Source organism: Streptomyces sp. NPDC054956, from assembly GCF_053609185.1.
The window spans coordinates 14041-35506 of record NZ_JBSGXB010000026.1 but is presented as its reverse complement, the minus strand read 5'-3'; the positions used below and the strand labels follow the sequence as shown (position 1 = coordinate 35506).

General features: G+C 72.4%; 24 protein-coding genes. 14 read left to right on the top strand and 10 right to left on the bottom strand.

Features of this window, described 5'->3' with window-relative positions; all coding sequences use genetic code 11:
• Positions 1–2: 2 nt before the first annotated feature.
• The 7 genes from ACWGDE_RS07905 to ACWGDE_RS07875 all read right to left on the bottom strand — a co-directional run bounded on the left by ACWGDE_RS07905 (position 3) and on the right by ACWGDE_RS07875 (position 6548).
• The gene (locus ACWGDE_RS07905; RefSeq protein WP_453388120.1) at positions 3–1685 is read right to left on the bottom strand and encodes an alpha/beta hydrolase; all 1683 of its coding nucleotides are present in this window, start codon (positions 1683–1685) and stop codon (positions 3–5) included.
• Between the two features lie 208 nt (positions 1686–1893).
• Positions 1894–2712 carry an urease accessory protein UreD gene (locus ACWGDE_RS07900; protein WP_453388119.1) on the bottom strand — a complete coding sequence of 273 codons (819 nt, stop codon included), beginning with the start codon at positions 2710–2712 and terminating at the stop codon, positions 1894–1896.
• Complete coding sequence (ureG, locus tag ACWGDE_RS07895) at positions 2709–3404, bottom strand: urease accessory protein UreG (protein WP_453388118.1); 696 nt, start codon at positions 3402–3404, stop codon at positions 2709–2711. Before ureG ends, ACWGDE_RS07900 begins: the two co-directional genes overlap by 4 nt.
• A 109-nt stretch (positions 3405–3513) precedes the next feature.
• Positions 3514–4188, bottom strand: coding sequence for an urease accessory protein UreF (locus ACWGDE_RS07890; RefSeq protein WP_453388117.1), 675 nt, complete (start codon positions 4186–4188; stop codon positions 3514–3516).
• Positions 4189–4204: 16 nt separating this feature from the next.
• Positions 4205–5926, bottom strand: coding sequence for an urease subunit alpha (locus ACWGDE_RS07885; protein WP_453388116.1), 1722 nt, complete (start codon positions 5924–5926; stop codon positions 4205–4207).
• On the bottom strand, positions 5919–6230 hold the full coding sequence (locus tag ACWGDE_RS07880) for an urease subunit beta (RefSeq protein WP_453388115.1): 312 nt from the start codon (positions 6228–6230) through the stop codon (positions 5919–5921). Before ACWGDE_RS07880 ends, ACWGDE_RS07885 begins: the two co-directional genes overlap by 8 nt.
• A gap of 15 nt (positions 6231–6245) precedes the next feature.
• Positions 6246–6548, bottom strand: coding sequence for an urease subunit gamma (locus ACWGDE_RS07875; protein ID WP_453388114.1), 303 nt, complete (start codon positions 6546–6548; stop codon positions 6246–6248).
• A gap of 305 nt (positions 6549–6853) precedes the next feature.
• Here ACWGDE_RS07875 and ACWGDE_RS07870 point away from each other — a divergent pair, with 305 nt between their 5' ends.
• Positions 6854–7243: a VOC family protein gene (locus ACWGDE_RS07870; protein ID WP_453388113.1), complete on the top strand. Its 390-nt coding sequence runs from the start codon at positions 6854–6856 to the stop codon at positions 7241–7243.
• A 6-nt stretch (positions 7244–7249) separates the two neighbouring features.
• On the opposite strand, the gene ACWGDE_RS07865 is transcribed toward ACWGDE_RS07870, so the two are convergent.
• Complete coding sequence (locus ACWGDE_RS07865; RefSeq protein WP_453388112.1) at positions 7250–7705, bottom strand: ATP-binding protein; 456 nt, start codon at positions 7703–7705, stop codon at positions 7250–7252.
• A gap of 196 nt (positions 7706–7901) precedes the next feature.
• Between ACWGDE_RS07865 and ACWGDE_RS07860 the strand changes: the two genes are divergently transcribed.
• Together ACWGDE_RS07860 and ACWGDE_RS07855 are read left to right on the top strand one after the other, a co-directional pair.
• The gene (locus ACWGDE_RS07860; RefSeq protein ID WP_453388111.1) at positions 7902–8786 is read left to right on the top strand and encodes a helix-turn-helix domain-containing protein; all 885 of its coding nucleotides are present in this window, start codon (positions 7902–7904) and stop codon (positions 8784–8786) included.
• A gap of 12 nt (positions 8787–8798) precedes the next feature.
• The gene (locus ACWGDE_RS07855; protein WP_453388110.1) at positions 8799–9029 is read left to right on the top strand and encodes a DUF397 domain-containing protein; all 231 of its coding nucleotides are present in this window, start codon (positions 8799–8801) and stop codon (positions 9027–9029) included.
• 46 nt (positions 9030–9075) lie between these two features.
• Here ACWGDE_RS07855 and ACWGDE_RS07850 read toward each other — a convergent pair whose 3' ends face one another.
• The gene (locus tag ACWGDE_RS07850; protein WP_453388109.1) at positions 9076–10248 is read right to left on the bottom strand and encodes an 8-amino-7-oxononanoate synthase; all 1173 of its coding nucleotides are present in this window, start codon (positions 10246–10248) and stop codon (positions 9076–9078) included.
• Positions 10249–10403: 155 nt separating this feature from the next.
• Here ACWGDE_RS07850 and bioB point away from each other — a divergent pair, with 155 nt between their 5' ends.
• Genes bioB through bioD form a run of 3 tightly spaced genes read left to right on the top strand, consistent with a single transcriptional unit; the run spans position 10404 to position 13684 of the window.
• Positions 10404–11639 (top strand): biotin synthase BioB, encoded by a 1236-nt coding sequence (gene bioB / locus ACWGDE_RS07845; protein WP_453388130.1) that lies wholly within the window; start codon positions 10404–10406, stop codon positions 11637–11639.
• Positions 11632–12954 carry an adenosylmethionine--8-amino-7-oxononanoate transaminase gene (locus ACWGDE_RS07840; protein WP_453388108.1) on the top strand — a complete coding sequence of 441 codons (1323 nt, stop codon included), beginning with the start codon at positions 11632–11634 and terminating at the stop codon, positions 12952–12954. Before bioB ends, ACWGDE_RS07840 begins: the two co-directional genes overlap by 8 nt.
• Before the next feature lies 1 nt (position 12955).
• Positions 12956–13684 carry a dethiobiotin synthase gene (gene bioD / locus ACWGDE_RS07835; RefSeq protein ID WP_453388107.1) on the top strand — a complete coding sequence of 243 codons (729 nt, stop codon included), beginning with the start codon at positions 12956–12958 and terminating at the stop codon, positions 13682–13684.
• A gap of 59 nt (positions 13685–13743) precedes the next feature.
• Here the strand turns inward: bioD and ACWGDE_RS07830 are convergent, their stop codons facing one another.
• Positions 13744–14169, bottom strand: coding sequence for a GNAT family N-acetyltransferase (locus tag ACWGDE_RS07830; RefSeq protein ID WP_453388106.1), 426 nt, complete (start codon positions 14167–14169; stop codon positions 13744–13746).
• A gap of 208 nt (positions 14170–14377) precedes the next feature.
• On the opposite strand from ACWGDE_RS07830, the gene ACWGDE_RS07825 reads away from it, so the two are divergent.
• From ACWGDE_RS07825 to ACWGDE_RS07790, 8 genes are all read left to right on the top strand, one after another.
• Positions 14378–15718 (top strand): hemolysin family protein, encoded by a 1341-nt coding sequence (locus ACWGDE_RS07825; protein ID WP_453388105.1) that lies wholly within the window; start codon positions 14378–14380, stop codon positions 15716–15718.
• On the top strand, positions 15715–16734 hold the full coding sequence (locus ACWGDE_RS07820) for a hemolysin family protein (protein ID WP_453388104.1): 1020 nt from the start codon (positions 15715–15717) through the stop codon (positions 16732–16734). Before ACWGDE_RS07825 ends, ACWGDE_RS07820 begins: the two co-directional genes overlap by 4 nt.
• 72 nt (positions 16735–16806) lie before the next feature.
• Positions 16807–17598, top strand: a complete 792-nt coding sequence (locus ACWGDE_RS07815; protein ID WP_453388103.1) for an SGNH/GDSL hydrolase family protein — start codon at positions 16807–16809, stop codon at positions 17596–17598.
• A 132-nt stretch (positions 17599–17730) separates the two neighbouring features.
• The gene (purB, locus tag ACWGDE_RS07810) at positions 17731–19164 is read left to right on the top strand and encodes an adenylosuccinate lyase (RefSeq protein WP_453388102.1); all 1434 of its coding nucleotides are present in this window, start codon (positions 17731–17733) and stop codon (positions 19162–19164) included.
• Positions 19161–19700, top strand: a complete 540-nt coding sequence (gene mug / locus ACWGDE_RS07805) for a G/U mismatch-specific DNA glycosylase (RefSeq protein WP_453388129.1) — start codon at positions 19161–19163, stop codon at positions 19698–19700. Before purB ends, mug begins: the two co-directional genes overlap by 4 nt.
• A gap of 122 nt (positions 19701–19822) precedes the next feature.
• Positions 19823–20176 (top strand): hypothetical protein, encoded by a 354-nt coding sequence (locus tag ACWGDE_RS07800; RefSeq protein WP_453388101.1) that lies wholly within the window; start codon positions 19823–19825, stop codon positions 20174–20176.
• Positions 20177–20345: 169 nt separating this feature from the next.
• A complete protein-coding gene (locus ACWGDE_RS07795) occupies positions 20346–20669 on the top strand; it encodes a hypothetical protein (protein ID WP_453388100.1) in 324 nt (107 codons plus the stop codon).
• 123 nt (positions 20670–20792) lie between these two features.
• Positions 20793–21443 carry an HAD family hydrolase gene (locus ACWGDE_RS07790; protein ID WP_453388099.1) on the top strand — a complete coding sequence of 217 codons (651 nt, stop codon included), beginning with the start codon at positions 20793–20795 and terminating at the stop codon, positions 21441–21443.
• Positions 21444–21466: the final 23 nt, after the last annotated feature.

Genomic DNA, 21466 nt, shown 5'->3' with positions numbered 1-21466 from the left:
ATCTAGCGGATGGCCGGGAGCTCCTCGGCGACCCCGAGCGCGTCGGCCGGAGCCTCGGCGGTGAGGGCCTTCGCGGCGACCGGGGCCGGCGCGACCGGAGTGGCGTGCGGAGCGCACTTCACGTCCTGGGCGTCGACCTTGCCGGTCAGCAGGTAGGTGTCCACCCGGGTGTTGATGCAGGGGTTCACCAGGCTGGTGACACCGTGCGAGCCGGCGTTCTGCTCGGTGATCAGACGCGAGCCGGCGAGGCGGTTGTGCAGGGAGACCCCGCCCTTGTACGGCGTGGCCGCGTCACGCTCGGACTGGACGATCAGGACCGGCGGCAGACCGCGCTTGGGTCCGACCCCGACCTCGATCGCGTTGCTCTGCTTGGACTTCCAGGTCGCGCAGGGCAGGTTCATCCACGCGTTGGCCCAGGTCATGAACGGGTACTTGGCGTGCAGCTTGGTGTTGTCCCGGTCCCACTTGTTCCAGCTGGTCGGCCACTTGGCGTCGGCGCACTCGACCGCGGTGTAGACGGCGTTGCCGTTCTCCGAGGCGATGTTGCCCTTGATGTCGCTCATGTCCGGGGCGATGGCGTCGATCAGAGCCTGCTCGTCGCCGGCCACGTACGCGGCCCAGGTCTGGGCGACGGGCACCCAGGAGGAGTCGTAGTACGGGGCGCTCTGGAAGAACCCGATGAGCTCGGCCGGACCGACGACCCCGCCGAGCGGGTTGGCCTTGGCCTTGGCGCGCAGCTCCAGCCACTTGGCCTGGACCTTGGCGCGGGTGTCTCCGATGTGGAAGACCGCGTCGTTCTTGGCGACCCAGTCCTGCCAGTCGTTCCAGCGGGTCTCGAAGGCGACGTCCTGACCGAGGTTGGCCTCGTACCAGATGTTGTCGCGGTCCGGGTCCACCACGCTGTCGACGATCATGCGGCGCACGTGGTTCGGGAACAGGGTCGCGTAGACCCCGCCGATGTAGGTGCCGTAGGAGACTCCGAGGAAGTTGAGCTTCTGCTCCCCGAGGGCCGCACGCATGACGTCCAGGTCACGCGCGATGTTCGGCGTGGTCATGAACGGCAGCATCTCGCCGCTGCGCTCCTTGCAGCCGTCCGCGTACTCGGCCGCCAGCTTGCGCTGGGCGCGCTTGTCGGCCTCGTTGTCCGGGACCGGGTCGGCCTTGGGGACCTTGACGTACTCCTGCGGGTCGATGCAGGAGATCGGCGCGGAGTGGCCGACGCCGCGGGGGTCGAAGCCCACGAAGTCGTACGCCTTGGAGGTGTTGACCCACAGCGGGCTCTTGGTGGTGACACGGCGCGGGAAGCGCATGCCGGAGCCGCCGGGACCACCGGGGTTGTAGATGAGCGCGCCCTGGCGCTCCTCCTTGGTTCCGGTGCTGACCGCCCGGTCGAGCGCGATGTCGATCGTCTTGCCGAAGGGCTTGCTGTAGTCCAGCGGGACCTTCACATAGCCGCACTGGATGGGCGGGGCGAAGCCCCAGTCGGCCGGACAGTCCTTCCAGTCGATCCCGGTGCGTGCCGCGCGGGCGGCGGCGATCTGCGTGCCGATCGCCTCGGCGACCCCGTTGTCCCGTCCGGACGGAAGGGTCTGGGAGGCCGACGCGGACGGGGCGAGCAGCAGGCTCGCCGCCAGCGTGCCGGTGATCAGGGTGGCGGCGCTCCCCAGCGCCGCGTTGCGTATCACGTGGTTGTTCCCCCTGCGTCATATGCCGCCATGGGCGGCGTGGTTCTTGCGGGTTGGGTGTCGTCGGCGTGCAGGGGGATACTTTCGCCTGACCGAGAGCGTGCGACAGAGCGCGGGGCGGTTCTTTGCCAACCCGATATCCGGAAATGGGTGTACCGCTGAGCGGTGCCCCGGTTCGTCCCGGGTTCGGCGTCCGTCCGCGCGGGCGTCACCAACCGTACGTGCGGCAGGCCTCGTCGAGCAGTTCGCGCAGCCTGAGGGCGTCCGGGGCCAGGGCGGTGACCAGGACCGCGGGCCCGGCCAGCGGGGTGGCCGCCGCGAACTCCCCCAGCATCCGGGCCGTTGGCGCAGCCGCCTCGAACCGCGGGTCCACCACGAGGAGCTGGCCGACCGCCCGGTGGCCCGCGAGCCCCGCCGGGCCGTCCCAGCCGCCCGGTGCGCCGGGGCCGCAGGACAGCTCCTGGTCCAGCAGCGGCCGCCCGTCCCGGTGCACGGTCAGGCGGCTGCGCAGCAGGCCGGGAACCTCTCCGGTGCGTCCCAGGACCTGTTCCTCGCGCAGCACGAGGCAGGCGGTGGGGGCGAGTTCGGCGCGGGTCCGCACCCGCAGGTCGCTGCCGCGCACGCAGACGAGCTGCTCGGGCAGCCAGCGCACCGCCGACCCGCCGGCCAGCGCGAGCCGTACGTCGTACCGCGCGGGCTCGCCGCTCCGACCGGGCAGGGCCAGGGTGGCGGCCGCCGAGCGCAGCAGCAGCCGGGCCCCGGGTCCCGCCTCGGCTTCGACCGCGAGGTGGTCGCCGCCGAGGGGTGCGCTCATGGCGCCGACCAGCATGACCCCGGCCTCGGCGCCCCCGCCCCGGGTGCGGCGCAGGGCGAGCGGGCCCTCACCGGCCAGCAGCGGCAGGGCGGTGGAGCCGCGCCCGTCGGCCTCGGCCCGGATCCGGGCGGTGGCGCGCAGTCCGGCCGGGCCCGTCCACGGAGCCCGGGCCGGGGCCTGGGCGGGGGCCGTGCCGGTCCCCGTACGGCTCATGCCGCTGCCCAGGCGGCGATCCGCTCGCGCACCCACGCCGCCACCGGGGCGACGCCTTCGCCGCCGCGCAGCGACTGGAAGGCGACGGGCAGTTCGCCGCGCTGCTCCGCGGCGTCGCGGGCCATCCGGTCCAGGTCGGAGCCGACGTGGGGGGCGAGGTCGGTCTTGTTGACGACGAGGAGGTCGGCGGTGGTGACGCCGGGGCCGCCCTTGCGCGGGATGTCGTCGCCGCCCGCCACGTCGATGACGAAGATCTGGGCGTCGACGAGGCCCCGGGAGAAGGTGGCGGTGAGGTTGTCGCCGCCGGACTCGACGAGGATCAGGTCGAGCGGCCCGCTCTCCCGGAAGGCCTCCTCCAGTTCCTCGACGGCCTCCAGGTTGGCCGAGATGTCGTCGCGGATGGCGGTGTGCGGGCAGGCTCCCGTTTCGACGGCGCTGATCCGCTCGGGCGGCAGGACGGCCTCGCGGAGCAGGAACTCGGCGTCCTCGCGGGTGTAGATGTCGTTGGTGACGACGGCCATGGACAGTTCGGCGCGCAGGGCCCGGCAGAGGGCGGCGACGGTGGCGGTCTTGCCGGAACCCACGGGGCCGCCGAGGCCGATGCGCAGGGCGCGGCGGCTGCCGTCCGCCCGTACGGGAGCGGCGCCGTGGGTGTGGCGCTGCGGGAAGGCCGTGCCGTGGTCGAGGTGCATGGGGTCTCCTTGGGGGGGGTGGCTCGGGAAGCGGCCCGGGGGCGGGGGGCCGCGGCCGCTTCGGGTGCTGCGGCTGCTGCGGGTGCCGCGGCTGCTTCGGTTCGGTGCTTCAGGAGGCGAAGAGGCGTACCGGCCAGTCGGCATGGGCCTGCGCCGCGATGTCCAGCAGGGGCGAGGAGGCCGCGGGCAGGACCCCCGGTCCTTCCAGCCGGGCCCGCAGGGCAGCGCCGCGGGCCCGCTCCGCGACGGAGTCGAGCTCGGGGGCCAGCCGGGCCAGCACCCCGCTCGCCTCGAAGGGGTCCAGCCCGAGCAGCCGTACGGTGGCGGTCGCCGGCCCGCTCACGCTCTCGTACGCCGCCACGTGCGCGGCCTCGATCGGCCCGAGTCCCGCCGCCCGGGCCGTGACTCCGAGCACCACCGGCTGGTGCGCCCCGCGCGGGAACGCCTCGGCCAGTGCGTCGAGTTCGGCGGCGGGCCAGGTGGCCCGGGCGGCCCGCATCAGCTGCCGGCCGAGCCTGCGCGCGGCGGTGCGCAGCGCCGGCGTCGGGGTCCGGGCGTCGGCGGCCTCGTCGAGGGCCGACGGATCGAGCCCGAGGGCGGCCGCCGCGGCGAGGGCGGCCGCGACGAGTCCGGCCGTGTGCAGCCTGCCCCGGCAGAACTCCTCCAGGGTGGCGGCGTCGTGGATCCGGCCCGCCCTGCAGGCGGCTTCGGCCCCGCCGGAGTGCGCGTGGCCTCCGGCGGGGAACCGTCCGTCGGCGAGGACGAGGAGGGCGGCGAGGCTCATCGGGCGGCCCCTCCCATCAGAAGAGGAAATAGCGCTGGGCCATGGGCAGTTCCGTGGCGGGCGCCGGTTCCACGACTTCGCCGTCGATGGTGACGGTGAAGGTGTCGGCGTCGACCTCGACCCTCGGCATGGCGTCGTTGTTCCGCATGTCGGCCTTGGTGACCTTGCGGGTGCTCTCGATGGCGACGAACTCCCTGCCGAGTCCGAGCCGTTCGGGCAACCCGTCGTCGAGGGCCGCCTGCGCGGTGAAGTTGACCGAGTTGAGGCCGGGTGCGCGGCCGCGGGCCCCGAACATCGGGCGGGGCAGCACCGGCTGCGGGGTGGGGATCGAGGCGTTGGCGTCGCCCATCTGCGCGTAGGCGATCTGGCCGCCCTTGATGACGAGTTCGGGCTTGACCCCGAAGAAGGCGGGGTTCCAGAGCACGAGGTCGGCGAGTTTCCCGGTCTCCACCGAGCCGATCTCGCGGGCCAGGCCCTGGGCGACAGCTGGGTTGATCGTGTACTTGGCGACGTAGCGGCGGACCCGGTGGTTGTCGGCCGGTCCGTCCCCCGGCAGGGATCCGCGCCGCTTCTTCATCACGTGGGCGGTCTGCCAGGTGCGCAGGATCACCTCGCCGACGCGGCCCATGGCCTGGGCGTCGGAGGAGATGATCGAGATGGCTCCGAGGTCGTGCAGGACGTCCTCGGCGGCGATGGTGGAGGGCCTGATCCGGGACTCGGCGAAGGCGAGGTCCTCGGGGACGGCGGGGTTGAGGTGGTGGCAGACCATCAGCATGTCGAGGTGTTCCTCGACGGTGTTGACGGTGTGCGGGCGGGTCGGGTTGGTGGAGCTGGGCAGGATGTTCGGCTCGGACACCACGGTGATGATGTCGGGGGCGTGCCCGCCGCCCGCGCCTTCGGTGTGGTACGAGTGGATGGTCCGTCCGCCGATGGCGGCGAGCGTGTCGGCGACGAATCCGGCCTCGTTGAGGGTGTCGGTGTGGATGGCGGCCTGGGCGCCGGTCTCCTCGCAGACGGTGAGGCAGGCGTCGATGACGGCCGGGGTGGTCCCCCAGTCCTCGTGCAGCTTGAAGCCGAGGGCTCCACCGCGCAGTTGGGAGTACATGGACTCGCGGGACATGGTGTTGCCCTTGCCGAGCAGGCCGATGTTGACCGGGTAGGCCTCCAGCGCGGCGAACATCCGGGCCAGGTGCCAGGGCCCGGGGGTGACGGTGGTGGCCTTGGTCCCCTCGGCGGGTCCGGTGCCGCCGCCGACGAGGGTGGTGATGCCGGAGGCGAGGGCCTCCTCGATCACGGTCGGGGAGATGAAGTGCACGTGCGCGTCGATGGCCCCGGCGGTGACGATCTTCCCGTTGCCCGCGATGATCTCGGTCTCGGGGCCGATGACGAGGGTCGGCTCCACCCCGTCCATGGTGTCCGGGTTGCCGGCCTTGCCGATGCCGCAGATCCGGCCGTCGCGGATGCCGAGGTCGGCCTTGACGATGCCCCAGTGGTCGATGATCACCACGCCGGTGACGACGGTGTCGGGGGCGCCCTCGGCGCGGGTGGTGCGGGCCTGGCCCATGGATTCGCGGATGACCTTGCCGCCGCCGAAGACGGCCTCGTCCCCGGCCCGTCCGGGGCCGCCGGCGAGGTCCCTCTCGATCTCGACGAAGAGGTCGGTGTCGGCGAGGCGGATGCGGTCGCCGGTGGTGGGCCCGAAGAGGTCGGCGTACGTCCGGCGCGATATCTCAGCCATCGAGCGGCCCTCCGGTCTCTCCGCGCAGTCCCGGTACGGTGCGCAGTCCGCCCAGCGGTACGAGGTCCACGGCGACCGGGATGCCCGGTTCGAAGCGCACGGCGGTGCCCGCGGCGATGTCGAGCCGCAGCCCGTGGGCGGCGGCCCGGTCGAAGTCGAGGCCGGGGTTGGCCTCCGCGAAGTGGTAGTGGGAGCCGACCTGGACGGGCCGGTCGGCGGCGTTGAGGACGGTGAGACGGGTGACGGGCCGGCCTTCGTTGAGGCGCACCGGGCCGTCCCCGTAGGCGATCTCGCCGGGGATCATGCGGGGTACCCCTTCTCAGACGATCGGGTCGTGGACGGTGACGAGCTTGGTGCCGTCCGGGAAGGTCGCCTCGACCTGGACGTCGTGGATCATCTCGGGGATCCCCTCCATGACCTCCTCGCGGGAGAGCACGGTGCGCCCCGAGGCCATCAGCTCGGCCACGCTCCGGCCGTCGCGGGCGCCTTCGAGGATGTGGCAGGTGATCAGGGCGACGGCCTCCGGATGGTTGAGGAGGACGCCGCGCGCCTTGCGTCTCGCGGCCACGTCGGCGGCCACGTGGATGAGCAGTCTTTCCTGCTCGTGTGGTGTCAACTGCACAGCAAATCACCAAGCTTCCGGGACATGACCAACATCGCGCCGAGCCGACCCTACGGTCCGTCAACACTTTGTTGACCTGCGCATATCCGAGCCAAGCGTGTCTTGCCCAACGCAGAGAAAGGCTTGCCGTCCCGACCACCGCCGCTTTACCGGGTCATGGGTGATCATTGGCGGAAGGAACGTGGCCGCCACGCTAGGTGCCGCGTTTTTCCGCTGAGTTAACCCACGTTTCGGGGAGGTACCCGGTTCAACTCCGGGCGCGCCCCTGTCGGGTTCCGTATACGGAGCCGCCCACGAGGAGCAGCATGTTTCTGAACCCCGTCCACCACATCACCTTCGACGCGCACGAGCCGTACGCGCTGGCGCAGTTCTGGTCCGCGGTCACCGGTTTCACGATCCACCCGGACGACCGCGCGGACGATCCCGAGATCCTGCTGGTGCCGGGCCAGGAGGGAGTTCCCGGAATCCTCTTCATCCGGGTGCCCGACGAAAAGTCGGCGAAGAACCGGGTCCACTTGGACATCATGCCGACCACCGGCACCCGCGACGAGAACGTCGAGCGGCTCCTGGGGCTCGGCGCGAAGCTGCAGGGCGACCACCGCCGGGAGGACGGCACCGGCTGGGTCACGCTGACCGACCCCGAGGGCAACGAACTGTGCATAGAGCGCAGCGTCTCGGAGCGCGCCGGGGCCTGACCGGCCTCAGCAGCCGGTGGCCGTCCTCGCCGGAGCCGCGGCCTCGGCAGCCCAGGGCAGGGCGATCCACACGGTCTTGCCGCCGTCCTCGGTCGGGCTGACCGAGAGCCGGCCGCCCGCCTCGGCGGTGAGCCAGCGGATGATGACCATCCCCCGGCCGTTGTCCTGCTGGACCGCCGCCGGGAGGCGCTTGGGCCAGCGCGGGTGGCTGTCGGTGACTCCGATGCGCAGCCACTCCTCGCGCTCGAGGCGGATGTCCACGGTGAAGGTGGGCGACTGGCCGAACGTGTGCTGCACGGCGTTGGTGGCGAGCTCCGAGACGATCAGCCGGACGCTGTCGGCGGCGTCGGTGCCCTCGGTCAGTCCCCACCCGTCCAGCACCTCCGCGACGTACCGACGGGCGGCCGCGACCGAAGCGGGATCGCTCGGCAGAGTGACGGATGCTTCCTGGTGATCTGCCATGGCGACGGTCCCTTTCCCACCGGGGCGAATCGTCCCGGATCTGTGCTGGACGCCAGAGTGCCACCCATCGTCCCGCCGTTTCTGCCGATCCCCCAAGATATGCATATATCTGTCGCTCGATGCAGTGAACTCTGCTACGGAAGAGCGTATTTGGACGGCAGACTGGTGCGAGCTGTGCCGGTGGAAGGAGGCGGGTGTGCAGCACGGTCCCGCGGTGCGCCGACGCAAGCTCGGCGAGGAACTGCGTGCCCTTCGCGACCGGTCCGGACTCACCAGTGGTGAGGCGGCCCGGCTCGTGGGATGGCACCAGTCGAAGATCAGCCGTATCGAGACGGGTCGCAGCGGGGTCAAGGTGGAGGACATCCGGCTGCTGCTCGACGCCTACGGGGACGTCGTGCGCCCGCAGCAGCGCGCGCTGCTCGAAGCCCTCTCGGCCTCGGCGGCGGGTCCCGCCCCGGGAGCCGACACCGGGCGCGGGCGCGAGTGGTGGCACGACTACCGGGGGCTGCTGCCGCAGGAGTACCGCGACTTCATCAGCCTGGAGGCGGGCGCCCGGTCCGCCCGGACGGTCGAACTCTCCGTGGTGCCGGGTTTGTTGCAGACCCCGGAGTACGCGCGGGCGGTGACCCGGGCCGCGCTGGGCGGGCTGCCGGAGCCGAAGGTCGACGCGCTGGTCGACGTACGGCTGGCGCGTCAGTGCGTCCTGCGGGCGGATCCGCCGCTGGAGCTGAGCGCCGTCCTGGACGAGGCGGTGCTGCGGCGGAAGATCGGCGGGCCGGGGGTGATGGCGGAGCAGCTGCGCCATCTCGTGGAGGTGGCGCGCATGCCCCAAGTGCGTTTGCAGGTACTTCCGTTCAGCGTGGGGGGACATCTCGGCCTGACCGGACCGTTCGTTATTTTCTCATTTCCGAACATCGCCGATCTGGATGTGGTGGTACTCGACCACTTGACGAGTAGCCTCTATCTGGAGCGGAAGGAAGACCTTGAGGCGTACAGCGCCGCGTTCCGCACCATCCAGGCGCACGCCCTCCCGCCCCGCGACTCGTCGGATCTGATCAGCGCCCTCGCTGACGACGCGTAAGGAGGCACCCCCGTGTCCGCAACCCCCTTATCCACCCGCGGACTTCTGAACAGCGCGCGGTGGCTGCGGAGCAGCCGCAGTACCGGAATGAACAACTGTGTGGAAACGGCCGTCCTCGGTGGCGGCCTGCTGGCCGTCCGCGATTCCAAATGCGCGGACGGCCCGGCCGTGCTCTTCACCGGGCCGGCCTGGGAGGGCTTCCTCGTCTGCGTCCGCGCGGACGTGGGGACCTCTGCACCGTGAACCCGGGCGGGCGGACGTACGGGCGCACCCGCTCCCGTCGCTCCGCCTAGCGGTCCGTGGCTCCGGCCGGAGCGGTTTTCAGGATCGTCCCGACGGCACGGCTGATCTCGTCCCCCGTGAGATCGGCCCGCGCGGTCAGCCGCAGCCGGGAAATGCCGTCCGGCACCGACGGCGGCCGGAAGCACCCCACGGACAGACCCGCCTCGCGGCAGTCGGCGGCCCAGCGCAGCGCCGCCGACGCCGACGGGGCCCGTACCGACACCACGGCCGCGTCCGGCCGGGCCGCGGTCAGGCCGGACGCGGTGAGCCGCTCGTACAGTTCGGTGGCCACCTCGCGGGCCCGGCCGCCACGCTCCGGCTCCCGCTGGAGCAGGCGCAGGGCTGCCAGCGCCGCGCCCGTCGCGGCCGGGGCGAGCCCGGTGTCGAAGATGAAGGTCCGGGCCGTGTTGACCAGGTGGCGGATCACCTTGGCCGGGCCGAGCACGGCCCCGCCCTGGCTGCCCAGGGACTTCGAGAGGGTCATCGTCACGACCACCCCGGGCGCGCCCGCGAGCCCGACGGCGTGCAGTGCGCCGCGGCCGCCCTCGCCGAGTACGCCGAGCCCGTGCGCGTCGTCCACGAGCAGGGCCGCGCCGGCCGACCGGCAGACCTCGGCGTAGTCGGCGAGCGGTGCCGCGTCCCCGTCGACGGAGAACACCGAGTCGGTGACCAGCAGCGCCCGGCCCTCGTGACCGGCGAGCGTCTTGCGCGCGGTGTCCGGATCGGAGTGCGGGACGACGGCGGTCTCCGCGCGCGACAGCCGGCAGCCGTCCACGATCGAGGCGTGGTTGCCCGCGTCGGAGACGACCAGGGTGCCCCGGTCGCTGAGCGCGGTGACGACGGCGAGGTTGGCCGCGTATCCGGAGGAGAGCACCAGCGCGGCCTCGAACCCGCAGAAGGCGGCCAGCTCGCGCTCCAGCTCCTCGTGCAGTTCGGTCGTCCCGGTGACCAGCCGCGACCCGGTGGCCCCGGCGCCCCAGCGCTCGGCCGCCTCCCGCGCGCCCCTGATCGTCTCGGGGTGCCGGGACAGTCCGAGGTAGTCGTTGCTCGCGAGGTCGAGCAGCGGCGAGGAGGCCGGGCGCGGACGCAGCGTCCGGACGAGTCCGGCCTGTTCCCGGGCCAGCTCCGCGTCGTCGATCCAGGAGAAGACGTCCACGGGGGCGGGGGTGTTCTGGGGCATCGGCGGTCCTCGCGTTTTGTCGGCAGTCCACAGACCTGCCCGACCCTAGCCGCCGTGACTCGAGTGCCAGGTGTGGCGATACACACACTCCGTTCCGGCCATGTTGTTCGATCCCTCCTTGGCCGGGAGTGGTCATGTGGTCCAGGATCGGCGTCATGGACCTGCTGAACACCCTCGTGGACAAGGGGCTGCGGCGCGAGCTGCCGACCCGCGAAGAGGCACTCGCCGTGCTGGCGACCTCGGACGACGAACTGCTCGACGTGGTGGCCGCGGCCGGCAAGGTGCGCCGCCAGTGGTTCGGGCGCCGGGTCAAGCTGAACTACCTGGTCAACCTGAAATCCGGGCTCTGTCCCGAGGACTGCTCGTACTGCTCCCAGCGGCTGGGGTCGAAGGCCGAGATCCTCAAGTACACCTGGCTGAAGCCCGAGGAGGCCTCCCAGGCGGCGGCCGCGGGCGTGGCCGGCGGCGCGAAGCGCGTCTGCCTGGTGGCGAGCGGGCGCGGTCCGACGGACCGTGACGTGGACCGCGTCGGCAAGACCATCGAGGCCATCAAGGAGCAGAACGAGGGCGTCGAGGTGTGCGCCTGCCTCGGTCTGCTGTCGGACGGCCAGGCGGAGCGGCTGAAGGACGCGGGCGCGGACGCCTACAACCACAACCTCAACACCTCCGAGGCCACGTACGGCGCCATCACCAAGACCCACACCTACGCGGACCGGGTCGACACGGTGCAGAAGGCCCACGCCGCGGGCCTGTCGGCCTGCTCCGGGCTGATCGCGGGAATGGGCGAGAGCGACGAGGACCTGGTCGACGTCGTCTACGCGCTGCGCGAGCTCGACAGCGACTCGGTGCCGGTCAACTTCCTGATCCCCTTCGAGGGCACCCCGCTCGCCAAGGAGTGGAACCTCACCCCGCAGCGGGCCCTGCGCATCCTCGCGATGGTCCGCTTCGTCTGCCCCGACGTCGAGGTCCGGATCGCGGGCGGCCGCGAGGTGCACCTGCGCACCATGCAGCCGCTGGCGCTGCACATCGCGAACTCCATCTTCCTGGGCGACTACCTGACCAGCGAGGGCCAGGCCGGACAGGCCGACCTCGACATGATCGCGGACGCCGGCTTCGAGGTGGAGGGCGCCGGTACGACGACCCTGCCCGCGCACCGCTCCGAGGTCGCGGCGGCCGGCGGGGGCTGCGGCTCCCAGGGCTCCGGCGCCTCCGTCTGCGGCTCCTCCGCCACGGCGGAGGAGGCCGGCTGCGGTTCGGCGTGCGGCGGCTGCTCGGGTCACGCCGGGCACGAGGCCCCCGTACCGGTCCAGGCGGAGGCGGGCGAGGTCCGGCCCGACCTGGTGGCGGTACGCCGTCGCGGAGCGGGAACGGACCTCGCCCCCAATGCCTGACCAGCACCACAAGCCCGACGCGCTGCCGGCCGCCGAACTGCTCGCGCTGGACCGGCAGCACGTCTGGCACCCCTACGGGCCGATGCCCGGGCGCCAGGAGCCGCTGGTCGTCGCCTCCGCCTCGGGGGTCCGGCTGCGGCTCGCCGAACCCTCCGAGGGCCGGAACGAGCTCGTCGACGGCATGTCCTCCTGGTGGTCGGCGATCCACGGCTACAACCACCCCGTCCTGAACGAGGCGGTGACCGGCCAGCTCGGCCGCATGGCGCACGTGATGTTCGGCGGGCTCACCCACGAGCCCGCCGTCCGGCTCGCCGCGAAGCTCGTCGAGATCACCCCGGCCGGCCTGGAGCACGTCTTCCTCGCCGACTCGGGCTCGGTCTCGGTCGAGGTCGCGGTGAAGATGTGCCTCCAGTACTGGCGTTCGGTGGGCCGGCCCGGGAAGACCCGCCTGCTCACCTGGCGCGGCGGCTACCACGGGGACACCTGGCAGCCGATGGCCGTCTGCGACCCCGAGGGCGGCATGCACGAGCTGTGGTCGGGCGTCCTGCCCCGCCAGCTCTTCGCCGACGCCCCGCCGAGCGGGTTCTCCACCCCGGTCGACCCCGCGTACGTCGCCCACCTGCGCTCCCTCGTCGAGGCGCACGCGGACGAGCTGGCGGCGGTCATCGTGGAGCCGGTGGTCCAGGGCGCCGGGGGCATGCGCTTCCACAACCCGGGCTACCTGCGCGTCCTGCGCGAGCTGTGCGACGAGTTCGGGGTCCTGCTGATCCTGGACGAGATCGCCACGGGCTTCGGCCGCACGGGCACCCTGTTCGCGGCGGACCACGCGGGGATCACCCCGGACGTGATGTGCCTGGGCAAATCGCTGACCGGCGGCTACCTCACCCTCTCCGCCACCCTCTGCACGGAGCGCGTGGCGGACGGCATCTCCCAGGGCGAAGTCCCGGTCCTGGCCCACGGGCCGACCTTCATGGGCAACCCGCTCGCCACGGCGGTCGCCCTGGCCTCCATCGACCTGCTCCTCGGCCAGGACTGGGAGCTGGAGGTCAAGCGCATCGAGGCGGGGCTCCTCGAAGGGCTCGCCCCGGCGGCCGCCCTGCCCGGGGTCAAGGACGTGCGCGTCCTCGGCGCGATCGGCGTGATCCAGCTGGATCACCAAGTCGACATGTCGAGCGCCACCCGGGCCGCGGTCCGGGAGGGCGTCTGGCTGCGCCCGTTCCGGGACCTGATCTACACGATGCCGCCGTTCGTCACGGGCGACGCCGACGTGGCCCGCATCTGCCGGGCCGTCGTCGCGGCCGCGAAGGAGGGCTGACGTGCCCGAGTCCTCGGTACTGGTGATCTCGGGCACGGGCACGGAGATCGGCAAGACGGTCGTCACCTCGGCCGTCGCGGCGGCGGCGCTCGCCGCGGGCCGCTCGGTGGCCGTGCTCAAACCCGCCCAGACGGGCGTCGGTCCGCAGGAGCCCGGGGATGCGGCCGAGGCCGTCCGGCTGGCCGGCTCCGCCGTCACGGCGGTGGAACTGGCCCGCTACCCCGAGCCGTTGGCCCCCGACACGGCGGCCCGCCGCTCCGGCCTGGCCACGCTCTCCCCGGCGCGGATCGCGGAAGCCGCGGAGCGTCTCTCCCTCACCCACGACCTGGTCCTGGTCGAGGGCGCGGGCGGTCTCCTGGTCCGCTTCGACGAGGCCGGCCACACCCTGGCCGACGCGGCCCGGCTCCTCGGCGCCCCGACGCTGATCGTGGCCCCGGCGGGTCTGGGCGCGCTGAACTCCACGGCCCTGACCGCGGAAGCCCTCCGGGCCCGGGAGCTCGACGCGCTCGGCGTGGTGATCGGCAGCTGGCCCGCCGACCCCGGCCTGGCGGCCCGGTGCAACCTGGCGGACCTCCCCTCGGTCTCCGCCCTGCCCCTCCTGGGCGCGGTCCCCTCGGGCGCGGCCTCGTGGGACCCGGCCGCCTTCCGCGCCGCGGCCCCCTCCTGGCTGGCCCCGGCCCTGGCGGGCACCTGGTCGGCCGAGTCCTTCCTGGCCGACTGGCCGGCGTAGACGAGGAAGCGGGCGGGGCGGCCTCGGCGGCCCCGCCCTGCCCCGCCCCGCCTGTCGGATCACCCGTTCAGCGGCTTGACCCAGCGGGTCCAGTGATCCTCGGGGTGATAGCCGCCGGCCTCCCACGCCCGCCGCCCGCGCTCGTTCCGGTCGAGCACCATCGCGTCGGCCCGCCGCCCGCCGAGCGCCACGAACCGCTCCTCGGCGGCGGCCAGCAGGGCCGATCCGATCCCCTGCCGGCGCCGGTCCGGGTGCACCGCGAGCCGGTACAGGTGGCAGCGCCAGCCGTCGAACCCGGCGATGACCGTCCCCACCAGTTCGCCGTCGCGGCGGGCGAGCAACAGGGCCTGCGGGTCGCGCGCGTGGAGGCGCTCGACGCCGTCGAGGTCGTCGCTGATACTCGCGCCCTCGGCAGCGGACTTCCAGAAGTCGAGGACGGCGGCGAGGTCGGACGCCGAGGCGGGCTCGATGCAAAGATCATTCATATGCGGATCCCATCACGGCCGAACAGGGACCATCAAAAGAATAATCCGATCGCTTTGCCCTTCCTTTACCATGGAGGCACATGTTCCTCCCGATCGAAAGGTGTGAGCGTCCGCCCATGGGCGAGCCTCCCAGTCCCCGTGATCCCCGTGCCCGACACCGCGCGGCACCCCTCCTCCTGGCCGATCATGGGACGGAGGTGAACGACCGATGACCGAAGTGCTCCTGCTCGTCGTGGCGCTGCTGCTCTGCCTTGCCTGCGGACTCTTCGTCGCGGCCGAGTTCTCGCTGACCACCATCGAGCGCAGCGAACTGGAACGGGCCGTCGAGCGGGGCGAGCGCGGCGCCGACAGCGCCATGGCCGCCGTCCGCAGCCTGACCTTCCAGCTCTCCGGCGCCCAGCTGGGCATCACCGTGACCGGCCTGGTCATCGGCATGATCTCCAAGCCCTCGATCGCCGCCCTGCTCCAGGGCCCCTTCGAGGCCATGGGCCTGTCCGCCGGCGCCGCGTCCTCGACCGCGCTGGTCCTCGGCACCGTGCTGTCGACCGTCGTCCTGATGGTCGTCGGCGAGCTGGTGCCCAAGAACTGGGCGATCTCCTCGCCGCTGGCCGTCGCCAAGCGCGTGGCCACCGCGCAGCGGGTCTTCAGCCGCGCCTTCAGGCCCCTGATCAGCCATCTGAACACCACGGCGAACCACATGGTCCGCCGGTTCGGCATGGAACCCGCCGAGGAGCTCGCCTCGGCGCGCACCCCGCAGGAGCTGGTGGCCCTGGCCCGGCACTCCGCGAAGGCGGGCGCCCTGGAGAAGGACACCGCCGAGCTGTTCGTGCGGACCCTGAACCTGGCCGACCTGACCGCGGAGAACGTCATGACACCGCGCGTCCAGGTCACCGCCCTCGACGTGCAGACCACCGCCGAGGACGTGGCCAACGCGACGCTCGCCACCGGCCTCTCCCGCTTCCCCGTCTACCGGGGCAGCCTCGACACCGTCGTCGGCACCGTCCACATCAAGGACGTACTGGCGCTGCCCGCCGAGGAGCGCCACCGCCACCCGGTGTCGCAGCTGCTGCGCGAACCCCTCCTCGTACCGGAGTCGCTGACCGTGGACCGGCTGCTGGACCGGCTGTCCGGCAAGCAGACGATGGCCGTCGTCATCGACGAGTACGGCGGCACGGCCGGTGTGGCCACGCTGGAGGACATCGTGGAGGAGGTCGTCGGCGAGGTCCGCGACGAACACGACCCGCACGAGACCCCCGACCTGGCCGGCGCCGGGGAGGACGCCTCCGGGCGCGCGCTGTACTCCGCGGACGGCTCGGCGCGCACCGACCAGCTCCAGCGGATCGGACTGCGCGTGCCGGACGGCCCGTACGAGACCCTGGCCGGACTGATAGCGACCGAACTGGGGCGGATCCCGGTGGTGGGCGACAGCCTGGAGCTGGACGGCTGGCGCCTGGACGTGGTGGACGCGAGCGGGCGCAGGGCCGCGCGGGTGCTGTTGCACGTGCCGGTCGAGCCCAGCGGTGACCACGGTGCGGAGGGGACCCGATGACCGCCGTCCAGTTGCTGATCGGCCTGGCGACCCTGGTCGTCAACGCCTTCTTCGTCGGCGCGGAGTTCGCTCTGATCTCGGTCCGGCGCAGCCAGATCGAACCGTACGCCGAGCAGGGCGACCGCAGGGCGCGGTCCGTGCTGTGGGGCCTGGAGCACGTGTCGGCGCTGATGGCGGCGGCCCAGCTGGGCATCACGCTGTGCACCCTGGTCCTGGGCGTGGTGGCCGAACCGGCCATCGCGCACCTGCTGACCCCCTTGTTCGACCTCCTCGGGGTACCGGCCGGGCTGACGCACGCGATCTCCTTCGTCGTGGCGCTGGCGCTGGCCACCTACCTGCACATGCTCTTCGGCGAGATGGTCCCGAAGAACGTGGCGCTGGCCGAGCCGGTACGGACCGCGCTGCTGCTGGGCCCGCCGCTGGTGGCCCTGACCCGGGCGCTGAAGCCGGTGATCTTCGCGATCAACGCCTTCGCCAACACCCTGCTGCGCCTGCTGCGGGTGGAGGTCAAGGACGAGGTCGCGGCGACCTTCTCGGAGGCCGGGCTGGCCCGCATCGTCAAGGACTCCAGTGACGCGGGGCTCATCGACGACCGGGCGAGCGAGCGGCTGCACGACGCCCTGGAGCTGGGGCGGCGGCCGGTGACCGATGTGGTGCTGCCGGCGGACCGGGTGATCTCGGCCCGTGAGGGCATCACCCCGACCGGGCTGGAGCAGCTGTCGGCGCAGTCGGGGTACTCCCGTTTCCCGATGATCGACGCACAGCACCGGATCCTGGGATACCTGCACGTCAAGGACGCCCTGGACGTGGCCGAGCGGGACGAGCCGTTCCCGGTCTCCGCGCTGCGGCCGATCGCCCAGGTGCGGGCGGAGACCCCGCTGGACGACGTGCTGACCGCGATGCGGCGCAGCCGGACGCACCTGGCGGCGGTCCTCGGGCCCGACGGCGCCATGACGGGCCTGGTCACGATGGAGGACGTCCTGCGCGAGCTGTTCGGCAGGCCGGCCTCGGCGTAGCCGCCGGCCGTCGCCTGGTACCCCTGTCCCGACTGCGGGACAGGGGTACCAGGCGGTAGCATCGCTCCCGCCATGGAGATGAATGCCTCTTACACCAGTTTCGTCGCGGTCGGCGACTCCTTCACCGAGGGCATGTCGGACCTGCTCCCCGACGGCTCCTACCGGGGCTGGGCCGATCTGCTGGCCGACCGGCTGGCCGCGCGCGAGCCCGGCTTCCGCTACGCGAACCTCGCGGTCCGCGGCAAGCTCATCGGGCAGATCGCCGAGGAGCAGGCCCCGGCGGCCGCCGCGATGGGCGCCGACGTGGTGACCCTGGTCGGCGGGCTGAACGACGCGCTGCGGCCCAAGGTCGACATGGGACGGGTCCGCGGGCACCTGGAGGAGGCCGTCGGCCTGCTGGCGCCCTCCTGCGGAACGCTGGTCCTGATGCGCTCCCCGGGCCGTGACGGGCCGGTGATGGATCGTTTCCGCCCGCGCATGGAGGAGGTCTTCGCCATCGTCGAGGAACTCGCCGCGCGGCACGGCGCCGTCGTGGTGGACCTGTACGGGGCCTCCGTGCTCGGCGATCCCCGGATGTGGGACGTGGACCGGCTGCACCTGACGCCCGAGGGCCACCGCAGGGTCGCGGAGGCCGTCTGGCAGGCGCTGGGGCTGCCGCCCGAGGAGGACTGGCGCGCCGCTCTGCCCGCGGCCGTCCCGCCGGGCTGGGCCGCGCGCCGCGCACAGGACCTCAGCTTCGCGCGACGCCACCTGCTCCCGTGGGTCGGCCGCCGCCTGACGGGCCGCTCCAGCGGGGACGGCCGCCCGGCCAAGCGCCCGGAGCTGCTGCCGTACGGGGCTCCGGCGGGCGAGCGGCTCCCGTAGCCCGCAGGGCCCGCGGGCCCCCGGCGCTTCCCGGCCGGGTTCCCCTCGCGGACTCTCGTAGCAAGCCACAATCCCGGGTGGGGCCCCTACCTGCGTAAACGCACAGCGGCGGCCCAAGTAGAATCCCTCCACGTGACTGCCAAGCCCCGCATCCCCAATGTCCTGGCCGGCCGCTACGCCTCCGCGGAGCTCGCCGTCCTGTGGTCCCCCGAGTACAAGGTGACGCTGGAGCGGCGGCTGTGGCTCGCCGTGCTCCGCGCCCAGAAGGACCTCGGTATCGAGGTCCCGGACGAGGCCCTCGCCGACTACGAGCGCGTCCTGGAAACCGTCGACCTCGCCTCCATCTCGGAGCGCGAGAAGGTCACCCGGCACGACGTGAAGGCCCGCATCGAGGAGTTCAACGCCCTCGCCGGCCACGAGCACGTCCACAAGGGCATGACCTCCCGCGACCTCACCGAGAACGTCGAGCAGCTCCAGATCCGGCTCTCGCTGGAGCTGGCCCGCGACCGCACGGTCGCCGTCCTCGCCCGCCTGGGCAAGCTGGCCGGCGAGCACGCCGAGCTGGTCATGGCCGGCCGCTCCCACAACGTCGCCGCGCAGGCGACGACCCTGGGCAAGCGCTTCGCCACCGCGGCCGACGAGCTGCTGGTCGCCTACGACCGCCTGGAGAACCTCCTCGCCCGCTACCCGCTGCGCGGCATCAAGGGCCCGGTGGGCACCGCCCAGGACATGCTCGACCTGCTGGGCGGCGACGCCTCGAAGCTCGCCGACCTCGAGCAGCGGATCGCCGCCCACCTCGGCTTCGGCCAGGCCTTCACCTCGGTCGGCCAGGTCTACCCGCGCTCGCTCGACTACGACGTGGTCACCGCCCTGGTGCAGCTGGCCGCCGCCCCGTCCTCGGTCGCCAAGACGATCCGCCTGATGGCCGGCCACGAGCTGGTCACCGAGGGCTTCAAGCCCGGCCAGGTCGGCTCCTCCGCGATGCCCCACAAGATGAACACCCGCTCCTGCGAGCGCGTGAACGGCCTCATGGTCATCCTGCGCGGCTACGCGTCGATGACCGGCGAGCTGGCCGGCGACCAGTGGAACGAGGGCGACGTCTCCTGCTCCGTGGTCCGCCGGGTCGCCCTGCCCGACGCGTTCTTCGCCCTCGACGGCCTGATGGAGACCTTCCTGACGGTTCTCGACGAGTTCGGCGCCTTCCCGGCCGTCGTGGCCCGCGAGCTGGACCGCTACCTCCCCTTCCTGGCCACCACCAAGGTCCTCATGGGCGCCGTGCGGGCCGGGGTGGGCCGCGAGGCCGCCCACGAGGTCATCAAGGAGCACGCGGTGGCCTCCGCCCTGGCCATGCGCGAGCAGGGCGCCGAGCGCAACGAGCTGCTCGACAAGCTGGCCGCCGACGAGCGGATGCCGCTGGACCGGGCACAGCTCGACGCCCTGATGGCCGACAAGCTGTCCTTCACCGGCGCCGCGGGCGACCAGGTCGCCGTGGTGGTCTCGCGCATCGAGGAGATCACCAAGGAGCACCCGCAGGCCGCGGCCTACACCCCCGGGTCGATCCTCTGACCCCCGAGGAACTGAACGCCGCCCGCGACCGCGTCCTCCCGGACGTGGTCGCGGGCGGTCTTCGCGTGCTCTTCTGCGGGATCAACCCGGGCCTCCTGTCCGCCGCGACGGGCCACCACTTCGCCCGCCCGGGCAACCGCTTCTGGCCCGTCCTGCACCTGTCGGGCTTCACCCCGCACCGCCTGGCTCCCTCGGAGCAGGAGGAGCTGCTGACCTACCTCCTCGGCATCACGAACGTCGTGGCCCGCGCCACGGCCCGCGCCGACGAGCTGAGCGCCGAGGAGTTCCGCGAGGGCGGCCGCATCCTGACCGCCAAGGTCGAACTCCTGCGCCCCCAGTGGCTGGCCGTGGTCGGAGTCACCGCCTACCGCACCGCGTTCGGCGAGCGGAAGGCGCAGATCGGTCCGCAGGACCGCACCATCGGAGACACGCGCATCTGGGCGCTGCCCAACCCCAGCGGCCTCAACGCCCACTGGACCGCCGAATCCATGGCCCACGAGTACGCCCGCCTCCGCGCGGCCGCCGAATCCGCGTAGGCCGTCGTCCCGCGACCGCCCCGGAACCACCCGGCCATCTGAGTATCCGCACTCATACCGCCGGGCCGTCGACCGGCGAGGATGTACCCGTCCCGACCTCGATTCCCCGACGGAGGCCCCCGATGCGTCCCACGCACCCGGCCCATGTGGTGCCGCCCGCGCATCCGTACGGTCCGCCGGCGCCCCGGCGCAGCCCGCACGGCGCGTGGTACGCCGCACCCGCCTTCATGGCCTTCGGCGCGCTGGCGTTCTCCGCCTACGGGTTCCTGTGGGGCCTGATCGCACGGGCGGGCAAGCACATCGTGTGCGACTCGACCACGGCCTGCGCCGCCACCCCGTACGAGGCGGGCTACGTCGCCCCCGGGTGGCCCGTCTGGCCCTTCGTCACGGCCGCGACCCTGTTCGTCCTGGCCCTCCTGATATCCGCGGGCCTGATCACGGCCCGCCGCAACACCGCCTCACGGGTGACTCCGTGAGCCTCATCGCCGGCTGACTCCTGCTCCTCACCTGCGCGATCCTCCTCGCCATCGGTCTCGCCGTCATGGACGGACTCGGAACGCTTCTGGAGCGGACCTAGGGCTGTGACCGCATACGTTCACCGGCTCGGGTGTCGGTGGCTCGGTCGGGCCTGAGTACCCTCGGCCCGTGGAAGATCGCGAGCAGTATGTGAGGTATCAGCAGGATCGGACCGTGCTGGCAACGATCGGGGCTCATCTCGATCCCCAGATCGGTCAGATCAGCGTGCGGTTGCCTCGGGCCGTGGCCGAGTCGGCAGTCGCTGCCTGGGATCGCGAGGAACTGGGCGGGATCGGCGAGGAGAGCCGCGAAGAGTACGAACTGCGTGACGATGCTGCCGAGCTGGCTTTCATCGGCCTGGCGATCTCCTCGCACGGCGTGTGGGCCGGTGAGGAGGTCGTCGTGGACCTGGATGTCGTCCAGATCGCGGCGGCGTTGCGGGCTGCACGGTAGATCAGGCTGCAACAGCGGGGATCTTCCTCACAGCACTGGCGGAGTCACTGCGGCCGGCCGGCCTTCCCCTCGCGGTGCGGGCGGCTGCTACCGCGTGATCATGGAGCCCTCTATGCTCCCTGGATGATCAAGCCGATTGAACTCGTGATATTCGACTGCGACGGGGTTCTGGTCGACAGCGAACGGATCGCCGTCCGTGTCCAGGTCGGCCTGGGAGCGGAGTTCGGGTGGCCGCTGACCGAGGACGAGGTCGTCGACCGGTTCATCGGGCGGTCCGGTGACTCCATCCGCGAGCAGATCACCGCACGGCTCGGCGCGGAGACGGCCACCCTCTGGTGGGAGCGGTTCGAAGAGCTCCACCGGGAGGCGGTGGACACCGGGCTGTCCCCCGTCGACGGGCTTCCCGAGGCGCTCGACGCGCTCGCTCTGCCCACCTGTGTCGCCTCCAGCGGCTCGCACGAGAAGATGCGCCACACCCTCGGCCGCACCGGCCTCTACGAACGCTTCGAGGGCCGCATTCACAGCGCCACGGAGGTCTCCCGCGGAAAACCCGCCCCGGACCTGTTCCTGCACGCCGCCCGGCGGATGGGCGTCGACCCCGCCGCCTGTGCGGTCGTCGAGGACAGCAGGCCCGGCGTCGAGGCGGCCCGCGCCGCCGGCATGCGGGCCTTCGGCTACGCCGGCGGGCTGACCCGCGCCGATCAGCTCGAAGGCCCCGGCACCGTCGTCTTCCACGACATGCGCGCACTCCCCGCGCTCATCGCCGAGTCCTGACCACCGCCCGGCCGCCCCGGCCG